The sequence below is a fragment of the Streptomyces roseifaciens genome, assembly GCF_001445655.1.
GTDB lineage: Bacteria > Actinomycetota > Actinomycetes > Streptomycetales > Streptomycetaceae > Streptomyces > Streptomyces aureoversilis.
The window spans coordinates 2,996,418-3,015,594 of record NZ_LNBE01000004.1; the positions used below are offsets into that span (position 1 = coordinate 2,996,418).

Sequence of the window (19,177 nt, forward strand, 5' to 3'; positions counted from 1 at the left end):
CCGTCGAAACGGAATCCGCCATGAGTTCTCTTCGCGTCTCCATCGACTCCGACGTGTGCATCGGCGCGGGCCAGTGCGTCCTGACCGCACCGGGCGTCTTCGACCAGGACGAGGACGGCTTCGGCCTCGTCCGCCCCGGCCTCGGGGACGGCGGGGGCGACCCGCTCGTCAGGGAGGCGGCGCGCGCCTGTCCCGTCCAGGCCGTCACCGTGGAGGAGGGCTAGCGGGCCGCGGCCGCGCGCCGGCGGCTACAGGCGGGAGGCCTTCAGCGCCATGTGGAGCAGCAGCCGCCCCTCGCCCTCGTCCAGGTCCAGGCCGGTGAGCTGTTCCACGCGCGCCAGGCGGTAGTACAGCGTCTGGCGGTGGATGCCCAGGGCCGCGGCCGTGCGGCCCGCCTGGCCCGCGCAGTCGAGGAACACCTCGGCGGTGCGGGCCAGTTCGGCGTGGGCGGGGGCCAGCAGGGGGCGGACCGAGGTGTCCTCGGCGGCCCCGGCCGGCAGGGCGGCCAGCACGCGGTACGGGCCGATGTCCCCCCACTCCGCCACCGGCCCCAGGCGCGGCTCCGCGGCCGCGGCCCGGGCCGCGGCCAGCGCCTCGCGCCAGGCCTCCGGCAGCTCCGCGAGGCCGCGGCGGGGGGCGCAGCAGCCGCTCGGCGGCGGTGCGGGCCGGGGCGATCGTGGTCGTCGTGCGCAGCCGCACCAGGGCGGCCAGCACGCGGTACGGGCCGATGTCCCCCCACTCCGCCACCGGCCCCAGGCGCGGCTCCGCGGCCGCGGAGCCGCGCCTGGGGCCGGTGGCGGAGTGGGGGGACATCGGCCCGTACCGCGTGCTGGCCGCCCTGGTGCGGCTGCGCACGACGACCACGATCGCCCCGGCCCGCACCGCCGCCGAGCGGCTGCTGCGCTCCCCGCGCGCGGGGAGCGCAGCAGCCGCTCGGCGGCGGTGCGGGCCGGGGCGATCGTGGTCGTCGTGCGCAGCCGCACCAGGGCGGCCAGCGCCGCCGAACCGTCGGGCAGGGGGTCCGGCACGGTGCACAGGGCGGCCACCCCCGACTGCCCCGCCAGCGCCGACCCCACGCCGTCGGGCGCGGACGGGTCGCCCTCGCCGTGCTCGCCCTCGCCCAGCGCCCAGGGCGCCACGGCGACCAGCCCGAGCGGCCCGTCAGCCGCTTGGCCCATCGCCTCCCGCAGCGCCGCGGCCGCCGCGTCGCGCCCCGCGGGCCGCCCCGCGAGCACCTCGCGCAGCAGCTCGCCCAGCTCCGCGCCCGCCCGCGCCTCGGCGGCCAGCAGCTCACCGATCCGGGCGGCCGTCTCCATGGCCTGTGCGAGCCGCGGATCGGCGTGGGGGACGCTCAGGTCCAGGCCGGCCAGGTGCTCGTCGTCCAGCAGCCACACGTAGCCGTGCACCACCCCGCGGTGGCGCACCGGCAGGCAGATGCGGCCCTTGAAGACCCCCGCCGCCGGGTCCGGCGGGATCCGCAGCGGGGCCTGGGCCCGCGCGATGCCGAACGCCTCGAACCACGCCCGTACGGCCGCGGTGGACCGCCGCTGCAGGATCGAGCGGGTCCGCACCGGGTCCATCATCACGTCGAGGTCGTCCTCGCCGCCGTGGGCGCCGAACGCGATCAGTACGAAGTCGCGGTCCTCGAGCGTCGCGGGGGCGCCGAGCGCCGCCGATATTTCGTCGACGAGGTGCTGATAGTCGCCGCGCATGGCCCCGCCACGCTCCTTCCCCCGATTCGTGCGGGCTGCCCGGCCCACCGTGAGGCGGGTCATTTTGGCCCGGAATCAACCCAAGGTTCTATGTACAGGTCACCATTGTCATACATCTGTCTGAGATCCGGGCCACGGATGCGTGACAGCTGTCGATGGTCCAGGATCGGGGTGATCTCTAGTTTTCACGATGAGTTCCTTATGCCGTCCCCCCAGGTGGGGACGGCCGTCATCGTGGAGGTGCCCGTGCTGGGTCCCGTGATCCTCGCTGCGTCGCGCAGCGACAAGATGCGCCGTTTCGTGTCGGCTGCCCCGGGCACCAAGCAGGTCGTCGACCGCTTCATCGCGGGCGAGACCGTCGACCAGGTCATCCCGATCGTCAAGGACGCCGCGGCCAAGGGCCTCGAGGTCACCCTGGACGTCGTGGGCGAGGACATCACCACCGTCGAGCAGTCCCACGCAGCCCGCGACGCCTACCTGCAGCTGATCGGCCGGCTCGAGGAGCTCGGCCTGGGCACCCGGGCCGAGATGTCGGTCAAGCTCTCCATGTTCGGCCAGGCCCTGGAGGGCGGCCACGAGCTCGCCCTCGCCAACGTCCGCCCCGTCGTCGAGGCCGCCGCCGCCATCGGCACCACGGTTACGCTGGACGCGGAGGACCACACGACCCTCGACTCGATGTTCGCCATCCACGAGGAGCTGCGGAAGGACTTCCCGCAGACCGGCTGCGTCATCCAGGCGTACCTCTTCCGCACCGAGGACGACGCCCGCCGCCTGGCCGCCGCCGGCAGCCGTGTGCGTATCGTGAAGGGGGCGTACAAGGAGCCCGCCTCCGTCGCGTACCAGGACAAGGCGGAGACCGACAAGGCGTTCGTCCGGATCATCAAGATCCTCATGGCGGGCGAGGGCTATCCGATGATCGGGTCGCACGACCCGCGTCTGATCGCCATCACACAGGAGCTGGCCCGGCAGGCGGGCCGCAAGCTGGACGAGTACGAGTTCCAGATGCTGTACGGAATCCGCAGCGAGGAGCACGTCCGCCTGGCCGCCGAGGGCCACCGGATGCGCGTCTACACGGCGTACGGCACCGACTGGTACGGCTACTTCATGCGCCGGCTCGCCGAGAAGCCCGCGAACCTGCTGTTCTTCGCCCGGTCCATCCTCACCAAGGGCTGACCCCCGACATCCCCCCGCAGAGCCCCGAAGGAGAAACGGAACCCATGGACGCTGTGACCCAGGTCCCCGCCCCGGTCAACGAGCCGGTCCACGGCTACGCCCCCGGCAGCCCCGAGCGCGCCCGCCTCGAGGCCAAGCTCAAGGAGCTGGCGGCCAACCCGATCGACCTGCCGATGACCATCGGCGGCGAGAAGCGCATGGGCGGCGGCGAGCCGTTCAAGGTCGTCCAGCCGCACAACCACGCCGCCGTCCTCGGCACCTTCAACCACGCCACGCAGGCCGACGCCCAGGACGCGATCGACGCCGCCCTCGCCGCCGCCCCGGCCTGGCGGGCGATGTCCTTCGACGACCGCGCCGCGATCATCCTGCGCGCCGCCGAGCTGCTGTCCGGCCCCTGGCGCGAGACGCTGGCCGCCTCCACCATGCTGGGCCAGTCCAAGACCGCCCAGCAGGCCGAGATCGACACCCCCTGCGAGCTCGTCGACTTCTGGCGCTTCAACGTGCACTTCGCGCGCCAGATCCTCGCCGAGCAGCCGGTCGCCAACTCCACCGGCGTGTGGAACCGCAGCGACCACCGGCCGCTGGAGGGCTTCGTCTACGCGATCACGCCCTTCAACTTCACCGCCATCGCCGGCAACCTGCCGACCGCCCCGGCCCTCATGGGCAACGTGGTCGTCTGGAAGCCGTCCCCCACCCAGACCCACTCCGCCGTGCTGCTGATGCAGCTCCTGGAGGAGGCGGGCCTGCCCAAGGGCGTCATCAACCTGGTGACCGGCGACGGCATCGCCGTCTCCGAGGTGGCCCTCGACCACCCCGAGCTGGCCGGCATCCACTTCACCGGCTCGACCAAGACCTTCCAGCACCTGTGGAAGACGGTCGGCAACAACATCGAGAAGTACAAGTCCTACCCGCGCCTGGTCGGCGAGACCGGCGGCAAGGACTTCGTCGTCGCCCACCCGAGCGCCGACCGCGCGGTCCTGAAGACCGCCCTGACCCGCGGCTCCTTCGAGTTCCAGGGCCAGAAGTGCTCGGCCTCCTCCCGCGCCTACGTCCCCCGCTCCATCTGGGAGGACGGCTTCAAGGAGGAGTTCGCGGCCGAGGTCGACGGCATCACCATGGGTGACGTCACCGACCTGTCGAACTTCATCGGCGCCGTCATCGACGACCGCGCCTTCGCCAAGAACAAGGCTGCGATCGACCGCGCCAAGGCCGACCCGGCCTGCACGATCGTCGCCGGCGGCACCTACGACGACTCGGTGGGCTACTTCGTCCGCCCGACCGTCATCGAGTGCACCGACCCGGAGAACGAGGTCTTCACGACCGAGTACTTCGGCCCGGTCCTCGCCGTCCACGTCTACGAGGACGCCGACTTCGACGCGATGCTCGCCCAGATGGAGTCCGTCTCGGCGTACGCGCTGACCGGTGCCGTCATCGCGAACGACCGCGCCGCGGCCGCCGACGCCATGGCCAAGCTGCGCTTCGCCGCCGGCAACTTCTACATCAACGACAAGTCGACCGGTGCCGTGGTCGGCCAGCAGCCCTTCGGCGGCGGCCGCGCCTCCGGCACCAACGACAAGGCCGGCGCCGCGTCCAACCTGACGCGGTGGGTCTCGACCCGCTCCATCAAGGAGACCCTGGTCGCGCCGACCGACTACCGCTACCCGCACATGGGCTGACCCGCCCCGTAGCCGAATTCCGCCCCCGTCCGGCCGACCAGCCGGGCGGGGGCGGAATGCTGTTCGGCGGGGCCCTCCGTTCAGCTCTCCCGAGGGCGCTCCGTTCAGCGGAGGACGCTTTAACTCCACCCCGCCACGATCAGCGACAGCCCGGCCGCGAACCCGCCTCCCAGCAGCGCCAGGTACAGCCCGTACAGATGCCGCAGGCGCCGCCCCGCGGCACCCAGCGCCGCGAAGGCGAGCCCCACGCCCACCGTCCGCACGGAGCGCGCCGCCCCCGCCTCCACGGCGAAGTCACCGGGCGCCACGTGCGCCCGCCCCGCGGCCGCCGCGTACACCTTGAACGGCACGCCGTTCCACGGCTGGTGCGCCACGGCCGCGGCCCCCTCCGCGGAGAGCTCCCGCACGACCTCCGCGTGCATCCGCGGCGTCGTCAGCGGCGCCGGCAGCCGTACGCCGGACGCGGCCACCTGCAGGGCGAGCAGCCCGCCCACGAGCGTCCCCGCGAGCGCGGCGACCGACAGCCGCAGGGCCGCACGGGGCGCCGCCGCGCAGGCGACGGCCAGGAACAGCTCCGGCATCAGCGGCCAGCTCAGGGCCTCCGCGAACGCCCAGGCGAACGCGATCGGCAGGCCCCAGAGGGATGCCACGACCGCGGCGGTGCGGCGCCGCAGCGCGGAGTCCCGCTCCGGATGCGCGGCCGCCTCGACGGCGAGCTCCGCGACGGCGGCCCGGGCCCGCTCGGGGGAGACGGGGCCGTGCAGCGGCTCGCCGATGCGGACCCGCACCAGGGCCGGGCGGAGCCGCCCGTGCTTGGGCAGCAGCCGGTCCGTGCCCGCCAGCCCCACGGGTACCACGGGCACCCCCGCCTGCTCGGCGAGCAGCAGCGCGCCCCGGTGGAACCCGCCGAGCCCGCCGTCCTTCCCCCGCGTGCCCTCCGGGAAGAGCACCACGGCGCGCCCCGCGCGCAGTTCGCCGGCCGTCCCCAGCAGGTCCCCGAGCCCGCCGCCGGTGCGCCGCACGGGGAACCCCGCGGCCAGCCACCGGCACACCCGGCGCCGCCCCGGGCGCGCGAACCAGTAGTCGGCCGCGGCCCCGATCATCGGCGCGTGGCGCGCATCGAGCGCCGCGAGCAGCGCCGCGGTGTCGGCGTGCGAGGAGTGGTTGGCGACGACGACACAGCCGCCCCGTGGGAGGCGGCCGCGCCGGGAGACCCCACCGGTGAGGGTGAGCGCCACCAGCCACAGCGCACGGCGCAGCCAGGCGGCGAGAACGGCCCGCCGGGGAGTCCGGGGCGCGCGGGGAGCCCGCCCCGTGGGAGCCCCGGCGGGGCCGGACGCAGAGACGGAACGGACGCTCGGCCCGCCCCACGCGCGAACCCGGAAGCGCCGCCTGCCGTGCGCCCCGGCCAGGTCGCCCACCGGGCGGCGGTGCAGTGCGCCGTGGGCTGCTCGGTGCCGCGCGCCGCCGTCGCGCAGGCCCTCGGCGGTGTCCGACAGCGACTGCCCGGTTGCCCCGCCGGTTTCCGCGCGGGGCGGCCCCGGGCGGGCGCCGTCCCCCGCCGGGTGCGGCATGTGCGGGGCGGCGGTGCCGTCGGTGTCGGCGGCCGGGCACGGGGCGCCCGATCCCGGGCCGCCGAGCCGGTTCCGGGCGCCCCCGCCCGTCCGCCGCGTGCGCTCGCCGGACCGGCCGATGCCGTACGAGCCGAGCAGCGTCGTCGGCGGGCGGAGTTCCGGACCGGTGCCGGTCGCGGTCGCCGCCCCGTGCCGCAGCGGCCTCCGCACCGCCCGCCCCAGGCGGCTGCGGAGCGCCGCCACCCGGAGGCCGCGCCGGTGCCCGGGCCCCGTGCCGGGGCGCCTGTACGCCCTGCCTCGTGCGCGCCGTGCGCGCCGTGCGGCCCGCGCGGCCGGGTCGCGACGCAGCCGCCCCGTGCGCAGGGATCCGGAGGGAGAGGTCGTCGTCACAGCGTCACCACCATGGCCAGGAGCAGGGCGAGGAGAAGGGAGTCGATGCGGTCGAGGAGGCCGCCGAAGCCCGGCAGCCAGGTGCCGGCGTCCTTGACGCCCGCCTCCCGCTTGAGCATGGATTCGAGCAGGTCGCCGAGGACACTGCCGGCCAGGACCGCGGCCCACAGCGTGACGGTGAAGGCGCCCGCGGCCTCCAGCCCCGCGGCCACGGCCATGCCCGCGCCGAGGACGCCCGCCCAGGTCTTGGCGGGGGAGTGGGGGGACAGCGGGCGGGCGAGGGCGCCGCCGAGGGGGCGCAGGAGCATGCCGCCGCACCACGCGCCCACGTCGCCGAACGCGACCGCCACGGCGACGGCGATCGCCGTGCCGTCCAGTACCACAAGTCCCGTCAGTGCGACGGGAATCCACAGCAGGCCGAAGACCGTACGGGCCGCGCGCTCGCCGCCCCGTGCGGTGTCGCCCGACAGCACCGCGGGCAGCACGCCGGCGACGGTGAGCAGGGCGAAGGTCTCCAGGTCCAGGGCGTCCGCGAGGCGCCAGTGCTCCAGCAGCGCCGGCAGCGGGAGGAGGACCACCGCGGTGCGCAGCACCGCCCGCTCGCCCCGCCCCAGGCGGGCCAGCCGGGCGTACTCGCCGACCGCGATCAGCCCCAGCAGCCAGACCAGCGCCGTCGCCCCCAGCTCGTGCAGGAACATCGCCCCGAGGAAGAGGGGGGCCGCCACGGCCCAGGTCAGCCAGCGGCGCCGCAGTTCGCGGCGCATCGCCACGCGCGCGGGGAGGCACGCCACCGCCAGGCCGCCCGCGCCGAGCACCCCGGCGACCACGGGTATGACCCGGGGCAGGACGTCGCTCGTGAACAGCGTGCTCACCGGGCCGCACCCGCCTCGCCCAGCACCCGCCACAGCCGGCCCAGCCGGAAGGCCGCCGTCAGCGCCGAGCCCACCGCCACGACGGCCAGCACGGGCACGGCCCAGCCCGTGGCGGCGGCCACGACGGCCAGCAGGCACCGCTCCGTCTTGCCGACCGGCCCGCCGTTGAGCCGCTCGGCCCCTGCCGCCGCGCCCGCGAGGGACACCCACGAGGGCAGCGTCGCGGCGAGCGCGGCCGTGGCCACGAGCCACAGCGGGGCCAGCGTCAGGAAGCCGGCGAGGACGAGCAGATCGGCGGCGCGGTCGCCGAGTTCGTTGAGGACCGAGCCCCTGTGCGTGGTGCGCCCCGTGTCGCGGGCGAGCGCGCCGTCGAGGTTGGCGAAGGCGAGCCGGGCCGCCAGGAGGAGGGCGACGGGCGCGGCGGCCGCCGGTGCGGGCAGCAGCGCGAGCGCCGCCCCCGCACCGGCCGCGCAGAGCACGCCGGCGGCGGTGAGGGTGTCCGGTGACACGCCGCGCCGGGCGAGTGCGGTACGCAGTCCGCCGAGGCGGGCCGCGTACCAGGGCTTGAGTGCGTACAGGCCGTTCATGGGCCCCACTTTCGCCGCAGGGGGCGGGGCCGCGGATCGGCGGGGGTACTCAAACCCCTACTCAGTCGCTACTCAGTACGAGCCGGGCGGTCCTGCGGGGCGCCGTGGGCACCCCGCCGTCTCAGATAGTAGGAAGCCCGAGTAATTGTGCAGACAGCGCGGTACAGCTGTCCTAGCGTGGAGGAAGCCGAACGTGCGCTCCATCGAGCGACAAGCGGTTGCGGCCCCGTGCGCGAGTGCAGGCGATCCCTGCGGCACCCCGGCCCCCGCCCTTTCCCCGGCGCTCTTCCCACCGCTCCCGGGGCCCCGCAGCCGGTGCCCCCTCCCGCAGGCGCAGCAGAGGAGACGTGACTTCCCATGGCCGAAACCGCCGTCCGCAGGACCCGCCGCATCGCCCGTACGGCCGACCGCACCGACCGCACGACCGACCGGATGAACGCCGCCGCCGCACTCCAGCGGGCGCTGGACCGCCGGGACAACGGCGGCGTGACCGGCCACTGAGGGCCCGGCCGCTGAGGGCCCGGCCGGTGCGCCGTCAGCCCCGCCGCGCGGGGCGGACGACGTCGAAGTGGTCGATGCGTGCGCCGTTCTCCGCCAGTGCGGTCACCCGCAGCCGCGGGCGCCCGCCCCGTGCGGCCGGCTCGGCCTCGACCGCGAGGAACGAGAAGCCGGTGTAGCGCACGCGCGACCACTCCACCGTCTCCGGGTGCTTCGCCCGCCCCTCCTCCCAGAAGTAGCTCTCCACGCTCTCCAGGTCCCTGACGTGACCCTCGTAGCTGTCCGGCACCGGGAAGTCGTAGAGCGACTTCCCGGCCCCGCCGGCGGTCACGTAGACGATGCCGTCGCGCGTGGAGTCGGCGGTGCCGCCGATGGGGACCTCCCGCCCCACGCGCGTGCCGCGGAGCGCGTCGGTGCGCTCGTAGACGTGGTTGTGGCCGTTGATGACGAGGTCGACCCCGTGCTTCTCGAAGAGCGGCAGCCACTCCTCCCGCACCGCCCCGTCCGAGGCGTGCGCCTTCGTCGTGGAGAAGGCGCAGTGGTGGAAGAAGACGACGAGGAAGTCGAGGCCGCGCGTACGGCGCAGTTCGCCCAGCCGGCGGTCGAGCCAGGCGGTCTGCCGGCCGTCGCTGTAGCCGGTGTTCGCGGTGATCTCGTAGGAGATGTCGTTGGCGTCCAGGGCGACGATTCCCACGTTGCCGTAGACGAAGGAGTAGACGCCCGGGGCGCTCACGGGGTCGAAGCCGTTCCGCGGGAGGGACCAGCGGGCGCTCTGGCCGCCGTAGCCGTCGGGCGAGTACCAGGCCTCCATGTCGTGGTTGCCGGTGGTCACCATCCAGGGCACGGATGCGGCCACCGACTCCGTCTGGGAGAGGAACTGGTCCCACACGCGCGCGTCGTAGACGTCGGTGGGCTTGCCCGCCCCGCTGTCGTCGGCGTAGCAGATGTCGCCCGCGTGCAGGTGGAAGGCGGGGTTCTGGCCGAGGATCAGCTGGTCGTTGGCCAGGGCCTGGTAGCTGACGCCCTGGTCGCCGAAGGCGGTGAAGGTGAACCGCTCCGCCTTGCCGCCCTTCTCCGGCCGCTCCGGTGCCGTGCGGAAGGTGCCGATGCGGGCGAAGTGGCGAGGGTCGGCGGGGTCGTGGCCGTCGTGCCCGACGCCGTAGTAGTACGTCCGGCCGGGCCTGAGGTTGTCCAGTGCCGCGTGCAGGTACACCTGGTCGACGGCGGGGAGCTTCTTGGACAGCGGCGGGGTGTGCAGGGTGCGCACCTCGGCGTCCAGCTTGACGCCGAGGTCCCACGGCGCGTGACCCACTCGCACGTACGGCCGCTTCACCGCGAACGGCACCTGCCAGGAGATCCGCATCTGCGTGCGCGGGTCGGCGCCGAACGCCAGGTGCCGGCCGAAGGGCGCGACGTGCCTGCCGTCGACCCGCGACGTGGCGGGGGAGTCCAGCAGGGCCGGGGCGGGGGCCGGGCCGGTGTACGCCCGCGCGGCGCCGCCCAGGACGCCCGTGCCCGCCGCGGCCCCGGCCGTCACCGCGCCGGCGCGCAGCACGCCGCGCCGGGTGAGGGGCCGGGCGAGCCGGGCCCGCAGGTACGCGTGCTGCTCGGCCATCGTCATGCGGTCCGCGAGGTGCTCGGGGATCCCTACGCGTGGTGTGTCCATGACGGCAACGTGCCAGGAAGCGGCAACTTCGTTGCGGACTTTGGGTGAACGTGACCTGACTGGAGCGCAATCCGTCCGCATGGTGGACGTCGTGTGTCATCCAGCGGGACGGGAGAGTACGGTCCCGGTATGTCTCGCAGCATTCGCCTCGCAGTGATCCCCGGTGACGGAATCGGCCGGGAAGTCGTGGCCCAGGGCCTCAAGGTGCTCTCGGCGGTCCTCCCCTCCGACGTGAAGCTGGAGACCGAGGAGTACGACCTCGGTGCCCGGCGCTACCACGCGACCGGCGAGGTTCTGCCCGACGCCACGCTCGAGTCCCTCAAGGGCCACGACGCGATCCTGCTCGGGGCCATCGGCGACCCCTCCGTGCCCGCCGGCGTCCTGGAGCGCGGTCTGCTGCTCAAGCTGCGGTTCGCCTTCGACCACTACGTCAACCTGCGGCCCTCGAAGCTCTTCCCGCACACGGCCACCCCGCTGGCCGGCCGCCCCGACATCGACTTCGTCGTCGTCCGCGAGGGCACCGAGGGCCCGTATACCGGCAACGGCGGCTCCCTGCGCACCGGCACCCCCGCCGAGGTCGCCACCGAGGTCAGCGTCAACACCGCCCTGGGCGTGGAGCGCGTGGTGCGCGACGCCTACGAGCGGGCCCAGGCCCGCTCCCGCAAGAAGCTGACCCTCGTCCACAAGAACAACGTCCTCGTCTACGCCGGACAGCTGTGGAAGAGCACCTTCGACCGGGTGGGCCGGGAGTACCCCGAGGTCACCACCGACTACCTGCACGTGGACGCGGCGACCATCTTCATGGTCACGCAGCCCGAGCGGTTCGACGTGATCGTCACCGACAACCTCTTCGGTGACATCCTCACCGACCTCGCCGCGGCCGTGACCGGCGGCATCGGCCTCGCCGCCTCGGGCAACATCAACCCCGACGGCGCGTTCCCGTCCATGTTCGAGCCCGTCCACGGCTCCGCGCCCGACATCGCGGGCACCGGCAAGGCCGACCCGACGGCCACCGTGCTCTCCGTGGCCCTGCTGCTGCGCCACCTCGGCCACGAGGCCGAGGCCGCCCGCATCGAGACGGCGGTCGCCGAGGACCTGGCCGAGCGCGACGGCGCCGCGCCGCGCTCGACGGACGAGACCGGAGACGCCCTCGCCCGGCGCGTAGCCGGCTAGCCCCCAGCCGCTGACTCGGCGCGCGGTGGGGTGCGACCATCGACCCGGGCCGCGCGCACGTTTTCCGTCCACGGCCCCACGAGCGATAATCGAACGTGGGGCCGCGGCATGAGGGGAAGCTCGGATGTCCTGACACCGTCAGGGACGGGGCGAGCTCGCGGTCCGCCACACACAAAGGTGAAGGACACGCACTCATGACGACGCCCACGATCGAGCTCAAGCCCTCTTCGCACCCGCTGTCGGACGCGGAGCGGGAGCAGATCCTGGCCAACCCCGGCTTCGGCCGCCACTTCACCGACCACATGGTGACGATCAAGTGGACGGAAGGCCGGGGCTGGCACGACGGCCAGCTCGTTCCGTACGCGCCGCTGTCGATCGACCCGGCGAACATGACGCTGCACTACGCGCAGACGATCTTCGAGGGCGCCAAGGCGTACCGCCAGCCCGACGGCTCCGTGGCCATCTTCCGGCCGGAGGAGAACGCCCGCCGCCTGCAGGCCTCCGCCCGCCGCCTGGCCATGCCCGAACTGCCCGTCGAGACCTTCATCGAGGCGTGCGACGCCCTGGTGAAGCAGGACAACGCCTGGGTGCCCGGCTCCGGCGAGGCCTCGCTGTACCTGCGCCCGTTCATGTTCGCGACCGAGGTGGGCCTGGGCGTCCGCCCGGCCAACGAGTACATGTTCGTGGTCATCGCCTCGCCCGCCGGCGCCTACTTCCCCGGCGGCGTGAAGCCGGTCTCGGTGTGGCTGAGCGAGGAGTACGTGCGCGCGTGCCCCGGCGGCACCGGCGCCGCCAAGGCCGGCGGCAACTACGCGGCCTCCCTCGTCGCCCAGGCCCAGGCCATGGAGCACGGCTGCGACCAGGTCGTCTGGCTGGACGCCATCGAGCGCCGCTGGATCGAGGAAATGGGCGGCATGAACCTGTACTTCGTGTACGGGGACAAGATCCTCACCCCGGAGCTCACCGGCTCCCTCCTGCCGGGCATCACCCGCGCCTCCCTGATGACGATCGCCGCCGACCTCGGCTACGAGGTCGCGGAGGGCCGCATCTCCGTGGACGACTGGAAGAACGGCTGCGCCGACGGCACCCTCACCGAGGTCTTCGCCTGCGGCACCGCCGCCGTCATCACCCCGGTCGGCACCGTGAAGTCGGCACGTGACGGCTGGACGGTCGCCGACGGCCGGCCGGGCGAGGTCACGATGAAGCTCCGCAAGGCGCTCCTCGACATCCAGACCGGCGCCGCCGAGGACACCCACGGCTGGATGCACCCCCTGGGCTGAGGCCCGCCCGCACCCGGCCGATCCGCCCTCCCCGGCCCCGTACGCAAGCCCGTACGGGGCCGGAGTGCGTGAACCCCGCGTGCGTCGGGCCGCGCCGTGAACGCAACGCACGCAAGTACGCATGATCGTTGCCGCTCGTACCCTTGTCCGGCCCCGTGCGTTCCGCCACCGTGATCGACCATGGGACAGCACTGGAAGAAGATCTGGGTCGGTTCGGCCGGCAACATGGTCGAGTGGTTCGACTGGTTCGTCTACGCGTCGTTCGCGACGTACTTCGCGGGCGCCTTCTTCCCCGCGGGCAACGACACCGCGAAGCTGATGAACACCGCCGGCATCTTCGCCGTCGGCTTCTTCATGCGCCCCGTGGGCGGCTGGCTGCTCGGCCGGGTGGGCGACCGCAAGGGCCGCAAGGCGGCGCTCACCATGACCGTCACCCTGATGTCCGCCTCCGCCGTGCTCATCGCGATCGCCCCGACCTACGCGGTCGCGGGCTACGGCGGCGTCGCCGTCCTCCTCGTGGCCCGGCTGCTGCAGGGCCTGTCGGTGGGAGGGGAGTACGCGGCCAGCGCCACGTACCTGACGGAGGCCTCCGCGCCGGGCCGCCGCGGCTTCGCCTCCAGCTTCCAGTACGTCTCCATGACGGCGGGGCAGATCCTCGGCCTGGGGCTGCAGATCGTCCTGCAGCACACGCTCTCCAGCGACGAGCTGCACAGCTGGGGCTGGCGCATCCCCTTCATCGTGGGCGCGCTCGGGGCGGCCGTCATCTTCTACCTCCGGCGCAACATGCTGGAGACGGAGGCGTACACGGAGGCCACGGCGGAGAGCACGGAGGAGAGCGCCGCGCAGGCGGCGGAGCGCGGCACCATCCGCGCCCTCATGCGGCACAAGCGCGAGGCCTTCCTCGTCATCGCCCTCACCATGGGCGGCACCGTCGCGTACTACACGTACACCACCTACCTGACGAAGTACCTCTCCAACAGCGCGGGCCTGCCCAAGCAGACCGCGACCCTGGTCAGCTTCTGCGCGCTGATCGTCTTCGCCTGTCTGCAGCCGCTCGCGGGCGCCCTCTCCGACCGCATCGGCCGCCGCCCCCTGCTGATCACCTTCGCGGTGGGCTCGACCTTCCTCACCGTGCCGATCATGACGCTGCTCAAGCACGCCGGCTCGTTCTGGCCGGCCCTCGGCCTGTCCCTGCTCGCCCTGGTCGTCGTCACCGGCTACACCTCGATCAACGCCTGCGTGAAGGCCGAGCTGTTCCCGACGGGCATCCGGTCGCTGGGCGTGGCCCTGCCGTACGCGATCGCCAACGCGCTCTTCGGCGGCACGGCCGAGTACGTGGCCCTGTGGTTCAAGAAGGGCGGCATCGAGTCGGGCTTCTACTGGTACGTGGCGGGCTGCGCCGCGGTGTCGCTGGTCGTCTACCTGACGATGCGGGAGACGCGCGACATCGACCTCAAGCGGGTGGGGCGCGCGCCCGGGGCCCTTCCGGAGGCGGGCGCGGGCAAGGACGCGGGCAAGGTGCCCGCATCCTGAGACCCGCCCGCACCGCGGGCCCGGCGTGTGTCAGGATGCACCTATGCTCCCGTTCGCCATGATTATTGGCAGCAGGCGCGCCGGTCCGCAGTGACCGCCCCGTACCACCCCGTACGGAGCGGACACCGTCGTCCCAGACCCGCGCGCAGACCTCTCGCACCCGCGAGAGGTTTTTGCGTTTTCCGGACCACCCCACGCCGGAGGACGCAGGGCGAGGGTGAGCATGGGGACGGTGGAACGGGTAATTCCGGTAGACCGACATCCTCACAGGAGTCAGAGCAGCATGACGGACGCAACCGACGGCCCCGACGATCGCTTTCACGTCTTCGACACCACCCTGCGCGACGGTGCGCAGCGCGAGGGAATCAACCTCACCGTCGCGGACAAGCTGACCATCGCCCGGCACCTGGACGACTTCGGCGTCGGCTTCATCGAGGGCGGCTGGCCGGGCGCCAACCCCCGGGACACCGAGTTCTTCCAGCGCGCCCGGGAGGAGATCGGCTTCCGCCACGCGCAGCTCGTCGCCTTCGGCGCCACGCGCAAGGCCGGAGTGCGGGCCGAGGACGACCGGCAGGTCGCCGCGCTGCTCGACTCCGGCGCCCCGGTGGTCACCCTCGTCGCCAAGTCCCACGACCGCCACGTCGAACTCGCCCTGCGCACCACCCTCGACGAGAACCTCGCCATGGTGCGGGACACCGTCTCGTACCTGCGCGGGCACGGCCGCCGCGTCTTCGTCGACTGCGAGCACTTCTTCGACGGCCACCGGGCCAACCCGGAGTACGCCCTCCAGGTCGTCCGCACCGCGCACGAGGCGGGCGCCGACGTAGTGGTGCTGTGCGACACCAACGGCGGCATGCTCCCCGCCCAGGTCGGTGCGACCGTGCGGGAGGTCATCGAGGCGACCGGCGCGCGCCTCGGCATCCACGCGCAGGACGACACCGGCTGCGCGGTCGCCAACACGCTCGCCGCCGTGGACGCCGGCGCCACGCACGTGCAGTGCACCGCCAACGGCTACGGCGAGCGCGTCGGCAACGCCAACCTCTTCCCCGTCGTCGCCGCCCTGGAGCTCAAGTACGGCCGCCGGGTGCTGCCCGCGGGGGCGCTGGCCGAGATGACGCGCATCTCGCACGCCATCGCCGAGGTCGTCAACCTCACGCCGTCCACGCACCAGCCCTACGTGGGCGTCTCGGCGTTCGCGCACAAGGCCGGCCTGCACGCCTCCGCGATCAAGGTCGACCCGGACCTGTACCAGCACATCGACCCCGAGCGGGTCGGCAACACCATGCGCATGCTGGTCTCCGACATGGCCGGCCGCGCCTCCATCGAGCTCAAGGGCAAGGAGCTCGGGGTCGACCTCGGCGGCGACCGGGAGCTCATCGGCCGCGTCGTGGAGCGGGTCAAGGAGCGCGAACTGGCGGGCTACACCTACGAGGCGGCCGACGCCTCGTTCGAGCTGCTGCTGCGCGAGGAGGCCGAGGGGCGCGCCCGGCGCTACTACCGCGTGGAGTCCTGGCGGGCCATCGCCGAGGACCGGCCGGACGGCATCCACGCCAACGAGGCCACCGTGAAGCTGTGGGCCAAGGGCGAGCGCATCGTCGCCACGGCCGAGGGCAACGGCCCGGTCGACGCCCTGGACCGGGCGCTGCGCGTCGCCCTGGAGCGCATCTATCCGCAGCTGGCCGCGCTCAAGCTGACCGACTACAAGGTGCGCATCCTGGAGGGCGGCCGCGGCACGGGGTCGATCACCCGCGTCCTGGTCTCCACGAGCGACGAGCGCGGCGAGTGGTCGACGGTCGGCGTCGCCGAGAACGTCATCGCCGCCTCGTGGCAGGCGCTCGACGACGCCTACGCGTACGGGCTGCTGCGGGCGGGCGTCGAGCCGCTGGAGTGAGCCGGGCCGCGCGCCCCGGAGCGCAGCCGGGGGCGCGCCGCAGCCGGCGCAGGCGGCACGGACGTCACAGCCCCTGAGGAGCCAGCCCGGCGCCGAGCAGGTCGTACGCCCGCTCGGCGTCGGCGTGGGCCGCGCCCAGCACGGCGACGGCGCTGCGGCCGGACGCCAGGCGCCGCCAGTTGTCCCGGGCCAGGACGTGGTGGACGGCGATGATCTGCGCCGCCGCGAGCCCCGCCGTCACCTCGTCCGCACCGGCCTCCGCCAGGGCTTCGGCCAGTGCCCGTTCGTCCTCGGCGGCGTAGCGCGTGAGGCGGGCCTGCAGGCTGGGCGTCGAGTAGAGCATGTCGCGGAAGGCCAGCACGGCGGGGACGTCGCACAGGCCCGTGACGGGGTCGTGGGCGTCGAGCCGCGCGTGGAAGTGGGCGCGCAGGGCGGCCAGCGGCGCCGTCCCGGAACCGCGGTCGCGCACGACGCGCGCCGCCTCCCCCTGGTGGTCGGCGATGCGGTGGAGGGCCAGGTCCTCCTTGGCGGGGAAGTAGCGGAACAGCGTCGGCTTCGACACCTCCGCGGCCGCCGCCACCTCGGCCACCGACACCTGGTCGAAGCCGCGCTCCAGGAAGAGCGCGATGGCGGTCTCGGACAGCGTCTGCCGCGTGCGCTGCTTCTTGCGCTCCCGCAGCCCCGTCTCCTCGTTCACGGGCCCACCCTAGCAGAACGAGCGTTACTCGGAATCTTTTGTTACTCGGTTGCATTTTCTGTCCGGGCGGTCTTTCATGAGGGCATGACGACGACCACCGCCGCCGCCGACGCGACGACCGCCACTGACGCCCCCGACGCAACCGACGTCCTGATCGTGGGCGCCGGGCCCACCGGACTCACCCTCGCCTGCACCCTCGCCCGCGCCGGAGCGACCGTACGGGTCATCGACAAGTCCCGGGAGTTCCACCGCGCCTCGCGCGGCAAGGGCCTCAACCAGCGCAGCCGCGAGCTCTTCGACGACCTCGGCGCGGGCTCCGGGGCCACCGCCTCGGGCATCGAGCACATCACCCTGCGCAAGTACCGCGACGGCGTCGCGGTCGCCGACACCGTCACCTTCGGGGACCGCACGCCCACGCCCGACACCCCGTACGCCAGCGGGCTGATCGTGCCCCAGTGGCGCACCGAGGAGGTCCTGCGCGACAAGCTGGCGGAGTACGGCGTGGCGCCCGAACTCGGGTGCGAGCTGACCGGATTCGCCCAGAGCACGGACGGCGTCGTCGCGACGCTCGCCGACGGGCGGCGCATCGAGGCCGCCTACCTGGTCGGCTGCGACGGCGGCCACAGTCCGGTGCGCAAGGCCCTGGGCGTGGGCTTCGAGGGGGCGACCGACGCCGAGGAGTGCATGGTGGTCGGCGACGTCCGCGTCGACGGTCTCGACCCCGCCTACTGGCACCAGTGGTTCGACGAGGACGCGGCGGTCCTGCTCTGCCCCTTCCGCGGCAGCGCCCACTGGCAGCTGCAGGGCAGCCCCGAACGCGGCGCCGACGGCCGGCCGGCCAAACCGACGCTGGAGTCGTTCCAGCGGCTCGTCGACCGCTGCTCCCGGGACACCGGCATCCGGCTGTCCGACCCCACCTGGCTCTCCAGCTACCGCATCAACGTGCGGATGGCCGACCGCTTCCGCGTCGGCCGGGTCTTCCTCGCCGGGGACGCGGCCCACGTCCACTCCATCGCGGGCGGCCTGGGCATGAACACCGGCATCCAGGACGCCTTCAACCTCGGCTGGAAGCTCGCGCACGTGGTGCTCGGCCGCGCCGCGCCGGGCCTGCTGGACACGTACGAGGAGGAGCGGCTGCCCGTCGCCGCCTGGACGCTCGACCTCACGAACGAGCGGCTGCGCGCGGTGACCGAGGGCGTGAAGGAGGCCGGCATCGGCACGGAGGCGGTCCTCACGGACGACGTCACCACACTGGGCGTCGGCTACGGCTGGAGCTCGCTGGCATGGGGCGGCGCGAAGGCCGGCGGGCGGGCGCCCGACGCGCCCTGCCGGAACGGCCGGCTCTTCGACGTCTTCGCCGGGCCGCACTTCACGCTGCTCGGCTTCGGCCGGGGGAGCGCGGCGGCCCTCACGGAGGCGGGGGAGAAGTGTGCGGGCCTGCTGCGCACGCACCTCATCGAGGACGGGGACGACCCCGACGGACACGCCCGCCGTGCGTACGGGGTGGAAGGGGACGGGCTCGTGCTCGTACGGCCCGACAACCACATCGCGCTGAGCGCGGGTGCGGACCGAGGCGCCGAGGTCGTCGACCGTCTGCTGCGCCTCGGCCGGTGACACCGCACGGGGTCAGGCCTGCGGGGCGGCCTTGACCGCGGAGATGTCGAAGGTCAGCTTCACCTTGTCGCTGACCATCACCCCGCCGGTCTCCAGGGCGGCGTTCCAGGTCAGGCCCCAGTCGGAGCGCAGGATCTCGGCGCCGCCCTCGAAGCCGACGCGCTCGTTGCCGTAGACGTCGGTGGCCGAGCCGTTGAACTCCAGGTCGATGGAGAGCGGGCGGGTGACGTCCTTGATGGTGAGGTCGCCGGTGATGCGGTAGCGGTCCCCGCCGAGCTGCTCGGCGGCGGTGGAGCGGAAGCTCATCAGCGGGAAGCGCTCGGCGTCGAAGAAGTCGTCGCCGCGCAGGTGGGCGTCGCGGTCCTTCATGCCGGTGTCGACGCTCGCGATCCGCACGTCGATGGCGGCCGTGGAACGGGACGGGTCGGTGCCGTCGAGGCCGAGGGTGCCCTCGTGCTCGGTGAAGGCGCCCTTGACGTTGGTGACCATGGCGTGGCGGACGGTGAAGCCGATGCTGCTGTGGGCGGGGTCGATGGTGTAGTCGCCGGTCAGGGCGGCCAGCGCGGGGTCGACGGCGCGCGGGGCGGGGACGGCGGGGGTTGCGCTCTGCTTGCGGCTGAAGAGGCCCATGGTGTGCTCCTTGGCTGAGTTCGGGCCGGCCAGATTCGTTGAATGTTCAACTTGACCGTGAAAGCACCGTAGCGCGCTCTGGTTGAATATTCAACATCTATGTGAGGGTGAATTCCGGCCGACGCCGCCCCGAGGGCATTGCCACGCCCCCCGCCCCGTGCCACGGTGTGCCTCCGGCACCGTCCGCACCGTCCCGCACCACGCGCCCCGG

The 19,177-nt window shown here is 73.5% G+C and carries 16 protein-coding genes; 9 read left to right on the plus strand and 7 right to left on the minus strand.

Annotated elements, in window-relative coordinates; genetic code table 11:
* Nucleotides 1-20: 20 nt before the first annotated feature.
* Nucleotides 21-224 (plus strand): ferredoxin, encoded by a 204-nt coding sequence (locus AS857_RS30660; protein ID WP_058046415.1) that lies wholly within the window; start codon nucleotides 21-23, stop codon nucleotides 222-224.
* A 24-nt stretch (nucleotides 225-248) separates the two neighbouring features.
* Here AS857_RS30660 and AS857_RS30665 read toward each other — a convergent pair whose 3' ends face one another.
* Entirely contained in the window at nucleotides 249-1,712 is a 1,464-nt protein-coding gene (locus tag AS857_RS30665; RefSeq protein ID WP_058046416.1) for a PucR family transcriptional regulator, read from the minus strand.
* A 246-nt stretch (nucleotides 1,713-1,958) separates the two neighbouring features.
* On the opposite strand from AS857_RS30665, the gene AS857_RS30670 reads away from it, so the two are divergent.
* Nucleotides 1,959-2,885 carry a proline dehydrogenase family protein gene (locus tag AS857_RS30670; RefSeq protein ID WP_058047178.1) on the plus strand — a complete coding sequence of 309 codons (927 nt, stop codon included), beginning with the start codon at nucleotides 1,959-1,961 and terminating at the stop codon, nucleotides 2,883-2,885.
* Nucleotides 2,886-2,929: 44 nt separating this feature from the next.
* A complete protein-coding gene (pruA, locus tag AS857_RS30675; RefSeq protein WP_058046417.1) occupies nucleotides 2,930-4,561 on the plus strand; it encodes an L-glutamate gamma-semialdehyde dehydrogenase in 1,632 nt (543 codons plus the stop codon).
* A 119-nt stretch (nucleotides 4,562-4,680) separates the two neighbouring features.
* Here the strand turns inward: pruA and AS857_RS30680 are convergent, their stop codons facing one another.
* Genes AS857_RS30680 through AS857_RS30690 form a run of 3 tightly spaced genes read right to left on the minus strand, consistent with a single transcriptional unit; the run spans nucleotide 4,681 to nucleotide 7,984 of the window.
* Nucleotides 4,681-6,525: a lysophospholipid acyltransferase family protein gene (locus AS857_RS30680; protein WP_245700578.1), complete on the minus strand. Its 1,845-nt coding sequence runs from the start codon at nucleotides 6,523-6,525 to the stop codon at nucleotides 4,681-4,683.
* Nucleotides 6,522-7,397 carry a phosphatidate cytidylyltransferase gene (locus tag AS857_RS30685; protein WP_058046418.1) on the minus strand — a complete coding sequence of 292 codons (876 nt, stop codon included), beginning with the start codon at nucleotides 7,395-7,397 and terminating at the stop codon, nucleotides 6,522-6,524. The genes AS857_RS30680 and AS857_RS30685 overlap by 4 nt, the downstream gene beginning before the upstream one ends.
* Nucleotides 7,394-7,984: a CDP-alcohol phosphatidyltransferase family protein gene (locus AS857_RS30690; RefSeq protein WP_058046419.1), complete on the minus strand. Its 591-nt coding sequence runs from the start codon at nucleotides 7,982-7,984 to the stop codon at nucleotides 7,394-7,396. The genes AS857_RS30685 and AS857_RS30690 overlap by 4 nt, the downstream gene beginning before the upstream one ends.
* A 357-nt stretch (nucleotides 7,985-8,341) precedes the next feature.
* Here AS857_RS30690 and AS857_RS40510 point away from each other — a divergent pair, with 357 nt between their 5' ends.
* Entirely contained in the window at nucleotides 8,342-8,485 is a 144-nt protein-coding gene (locus AS857_RS40510; protein ID WP_107105683.1) for a hypothetical protein, read from the plus strand.
* Between the two features lie 34 nt (nucleotides 8,486-8,519).
* Here AS857_RS40510 and AS857_RS30695 read toward each other — a convergent pair whose 3' ends face one another.
* On the minus strand, nucleotides 8,520-10,148 hold the full coding sequence (locus AS857_RS30695) for a purple acid phosphatase family protein (protein WP_058046420.1): 1,629 nt from the start codon (nucleotides 10,146-10,148) through the stop codon (nucleotides 8,520-8,522).
* Nucleotides 10,149-10,277: 129 nt separating this feature from the next.
* Between AS857_RS30695 and AS857_RS30700 the strand changes: the two genes are divergently transcribed.
* From AS857_RS30700 to cimA, 4 genes are all read left to right on the plus strand, one after another.
* Nucleotides 10,278-11,321 carry a 3-isopropylmalate dehydrogenase gene (locus AS857_RS30700; protein ID WP_058046421.1) on the plus strand — a complete coding sequence of 348 codons (1,044 nt, stop codon included), beginning with the start codon at nucleotides 10,278-10,280 and terminating at the stop codon, nucleotides 11,319-11,321.
* Nucleotides 11,322-11,515: 194 nt separating this feature from the next.
* Nucleotides 11,516-12,601: a branched-chain amino acid aminotransferase gene (locus AS857_RS30705; protein ID WP_058046422.1), complete on the plus strand. Its 1,086-nt coding sequence runs from the start codon at nucleotides 11,516-11,518 to the stop codon at nucleotides 12,599-12,601.
* 180 nt (nucleotides 12,602-12,781) lie between these two features.
* Nucleotides 12,782-14,134 (plus strand): MFS transporter, encoded by a 1,353-nt coding sequence (locus AS857_RS30710; RefSeq protein ID WP_058046423.1) that lies wholly within the window; start codon nucleotides 12,782-12,784, stop codon nucleotides 14,132-14,134.
* A 283-nt stretch (nucleotides 14,135-14,417) separates the two neighbouring features.
* The gene (gene cimA / locus AS857_RS30715) at nucleotides 14,418-16,025 is read left to right on the plus strand and encodes a citramalate synthase (RefSeq protein ID WP_058046424.1); all 1,608 of its coding nucleotides are present in this window, start codon (nucleotides 14,418-14,420) and stop codon (nucleotides 16,023-16,025) included.
* Between the two features lie 64 nt (nucleotides 16,026-16,089).
* Here cimA and AS857_RS30720 read toward each other — a convergent pair whose 3' ends face one another.
* Nucleotides 16,090-16,722, minus strand: a complete 633-nt coding sequence (locus AS857_RS30720; protein WP_058046425.1) for a TetR/AcrR family transcriptional regulator — start codon at nucleotides 16,720-16,722, stop codon at nucleotides 16,090-16,092.
* 84 nt (nucleotides 16,723-16,806) lie between these two features.
* Here AS857_RS30720 and AS857_RS30725 point away from each other — a divergent pair, with 84 nt between their 5' ends.
* Nucleotides 16,807-18,336 (plus strand): FAD-dependent monooxygenase, encoded by a 1,530-nt coding sequence (locus tag AS857_RS30725; protein WP_079110740.1) that lies wholly within the window; start codon nucleotides 16,807-16,809, stop codon nucleotides 18,334-18,336.
* Nucleotides 18,337-18,348: 12 nt separating this feature from the next.
* On the opposite strand, the gene AS857_RS30730 is transcribed toward AS857_RS30725, so the two are convergent.
* Nucleotides 18,349-18,966 (minus strand): YceI family protein, encoded by a 618-nt coding sequence (locus AS857_RS30730; protein ID WP_058046426.1) that lies wholly within the window; start codon nucleotides 18,964-18,966, stop codon nucleotides 18,349-18,351.
* Between the last annotated feature and the right edge of the window lie 211 nt (nucleotides 18,967-19,177).

Bases quoted from the DNA above. Each gene is read 5' to 3' on its own strand.
- pruA (WP_058046417.1), top strand. From the start codon at position 2,930: ATGGACGCTGTGACCCAGGTCCCCGCCCCGGTCAACGAGCCGGTCCAC.
- AS857_RS30660 (WP_058046415.1), top strand. From the start codon at position 21: ATGAGTTCTCTTCGCGTCTCCATCGACTCCGACGTGTGCATCGGCGCG.
- AS857_RS30705 (WP_058046422.1), top strand. From the start codon at position 11,516: ATGACGACGCCCACGATCGAGCTCAAGCCCTCTTCGCACCCGCTGTCG.
- AS857_RS30690 (WP_058046419.1), bottom strand. From the start codon at position 7,984: ATGAACGGCCTGTACGCACTCAAGCCCTGGTACGCGGCCCGCCTCGGC.
- AS857_RS40510 (WP_107105683.1), top strand. From the start codon at position 8,342: ATGGCCGAAACCGCCGTCCGCAGGACCCGCCGCATCGCCCGTACGGCC.
- AS857_RS30730 (WP_058046426.1), bottom strand. From the start codon at position 18,966: ATGGGCCTCTTCAGCCGCAAGCAGAGCGCAACCCCCGCCGTCCCCGCC.
- AS857_RS30710 (WP_058046423.1), top strand. From the start codon at position 12,782: ATGGGACAGCACTGGAAGAAGATCTGGGTCGGTTCGGCCGGCAACATG.
- AS857_RS30665 (WP_058046416.1), bottom strand. From the start codon at position 1,712: ATGCGCGGCGACTATCAGCACCTCGTCGACGAAATATCGGCGGCGCTC.
- cimA (WP_058046424.1), top strand. From the start codon at position 14,418: ATGACGGACGCAACCGACGGCCCCGACGATCGCTTTCACGTCTTCGAC.
- AS857_RS30725 (WP_079110740.1), top strand. From the start codon at position 16,807: ATGACGACGACCACCGCCGCCGCCGACGCGACGACCGCCACTGACGCC.
- AS857_RS30695 (WP_058046420.1), bottom strand. From the start codon at position 10,148: ATGGACACACCACGCGTAGGGATCCCCGAGCACCTCGCGGACCGCATG.
- AS857_RS30700 (WP_058046421.1), top strand. From the start codon at position 10,278: ATGTCTCGCAGCATTCGCCTCGCAGTGATCCCCGGTGACGGAATCGGC.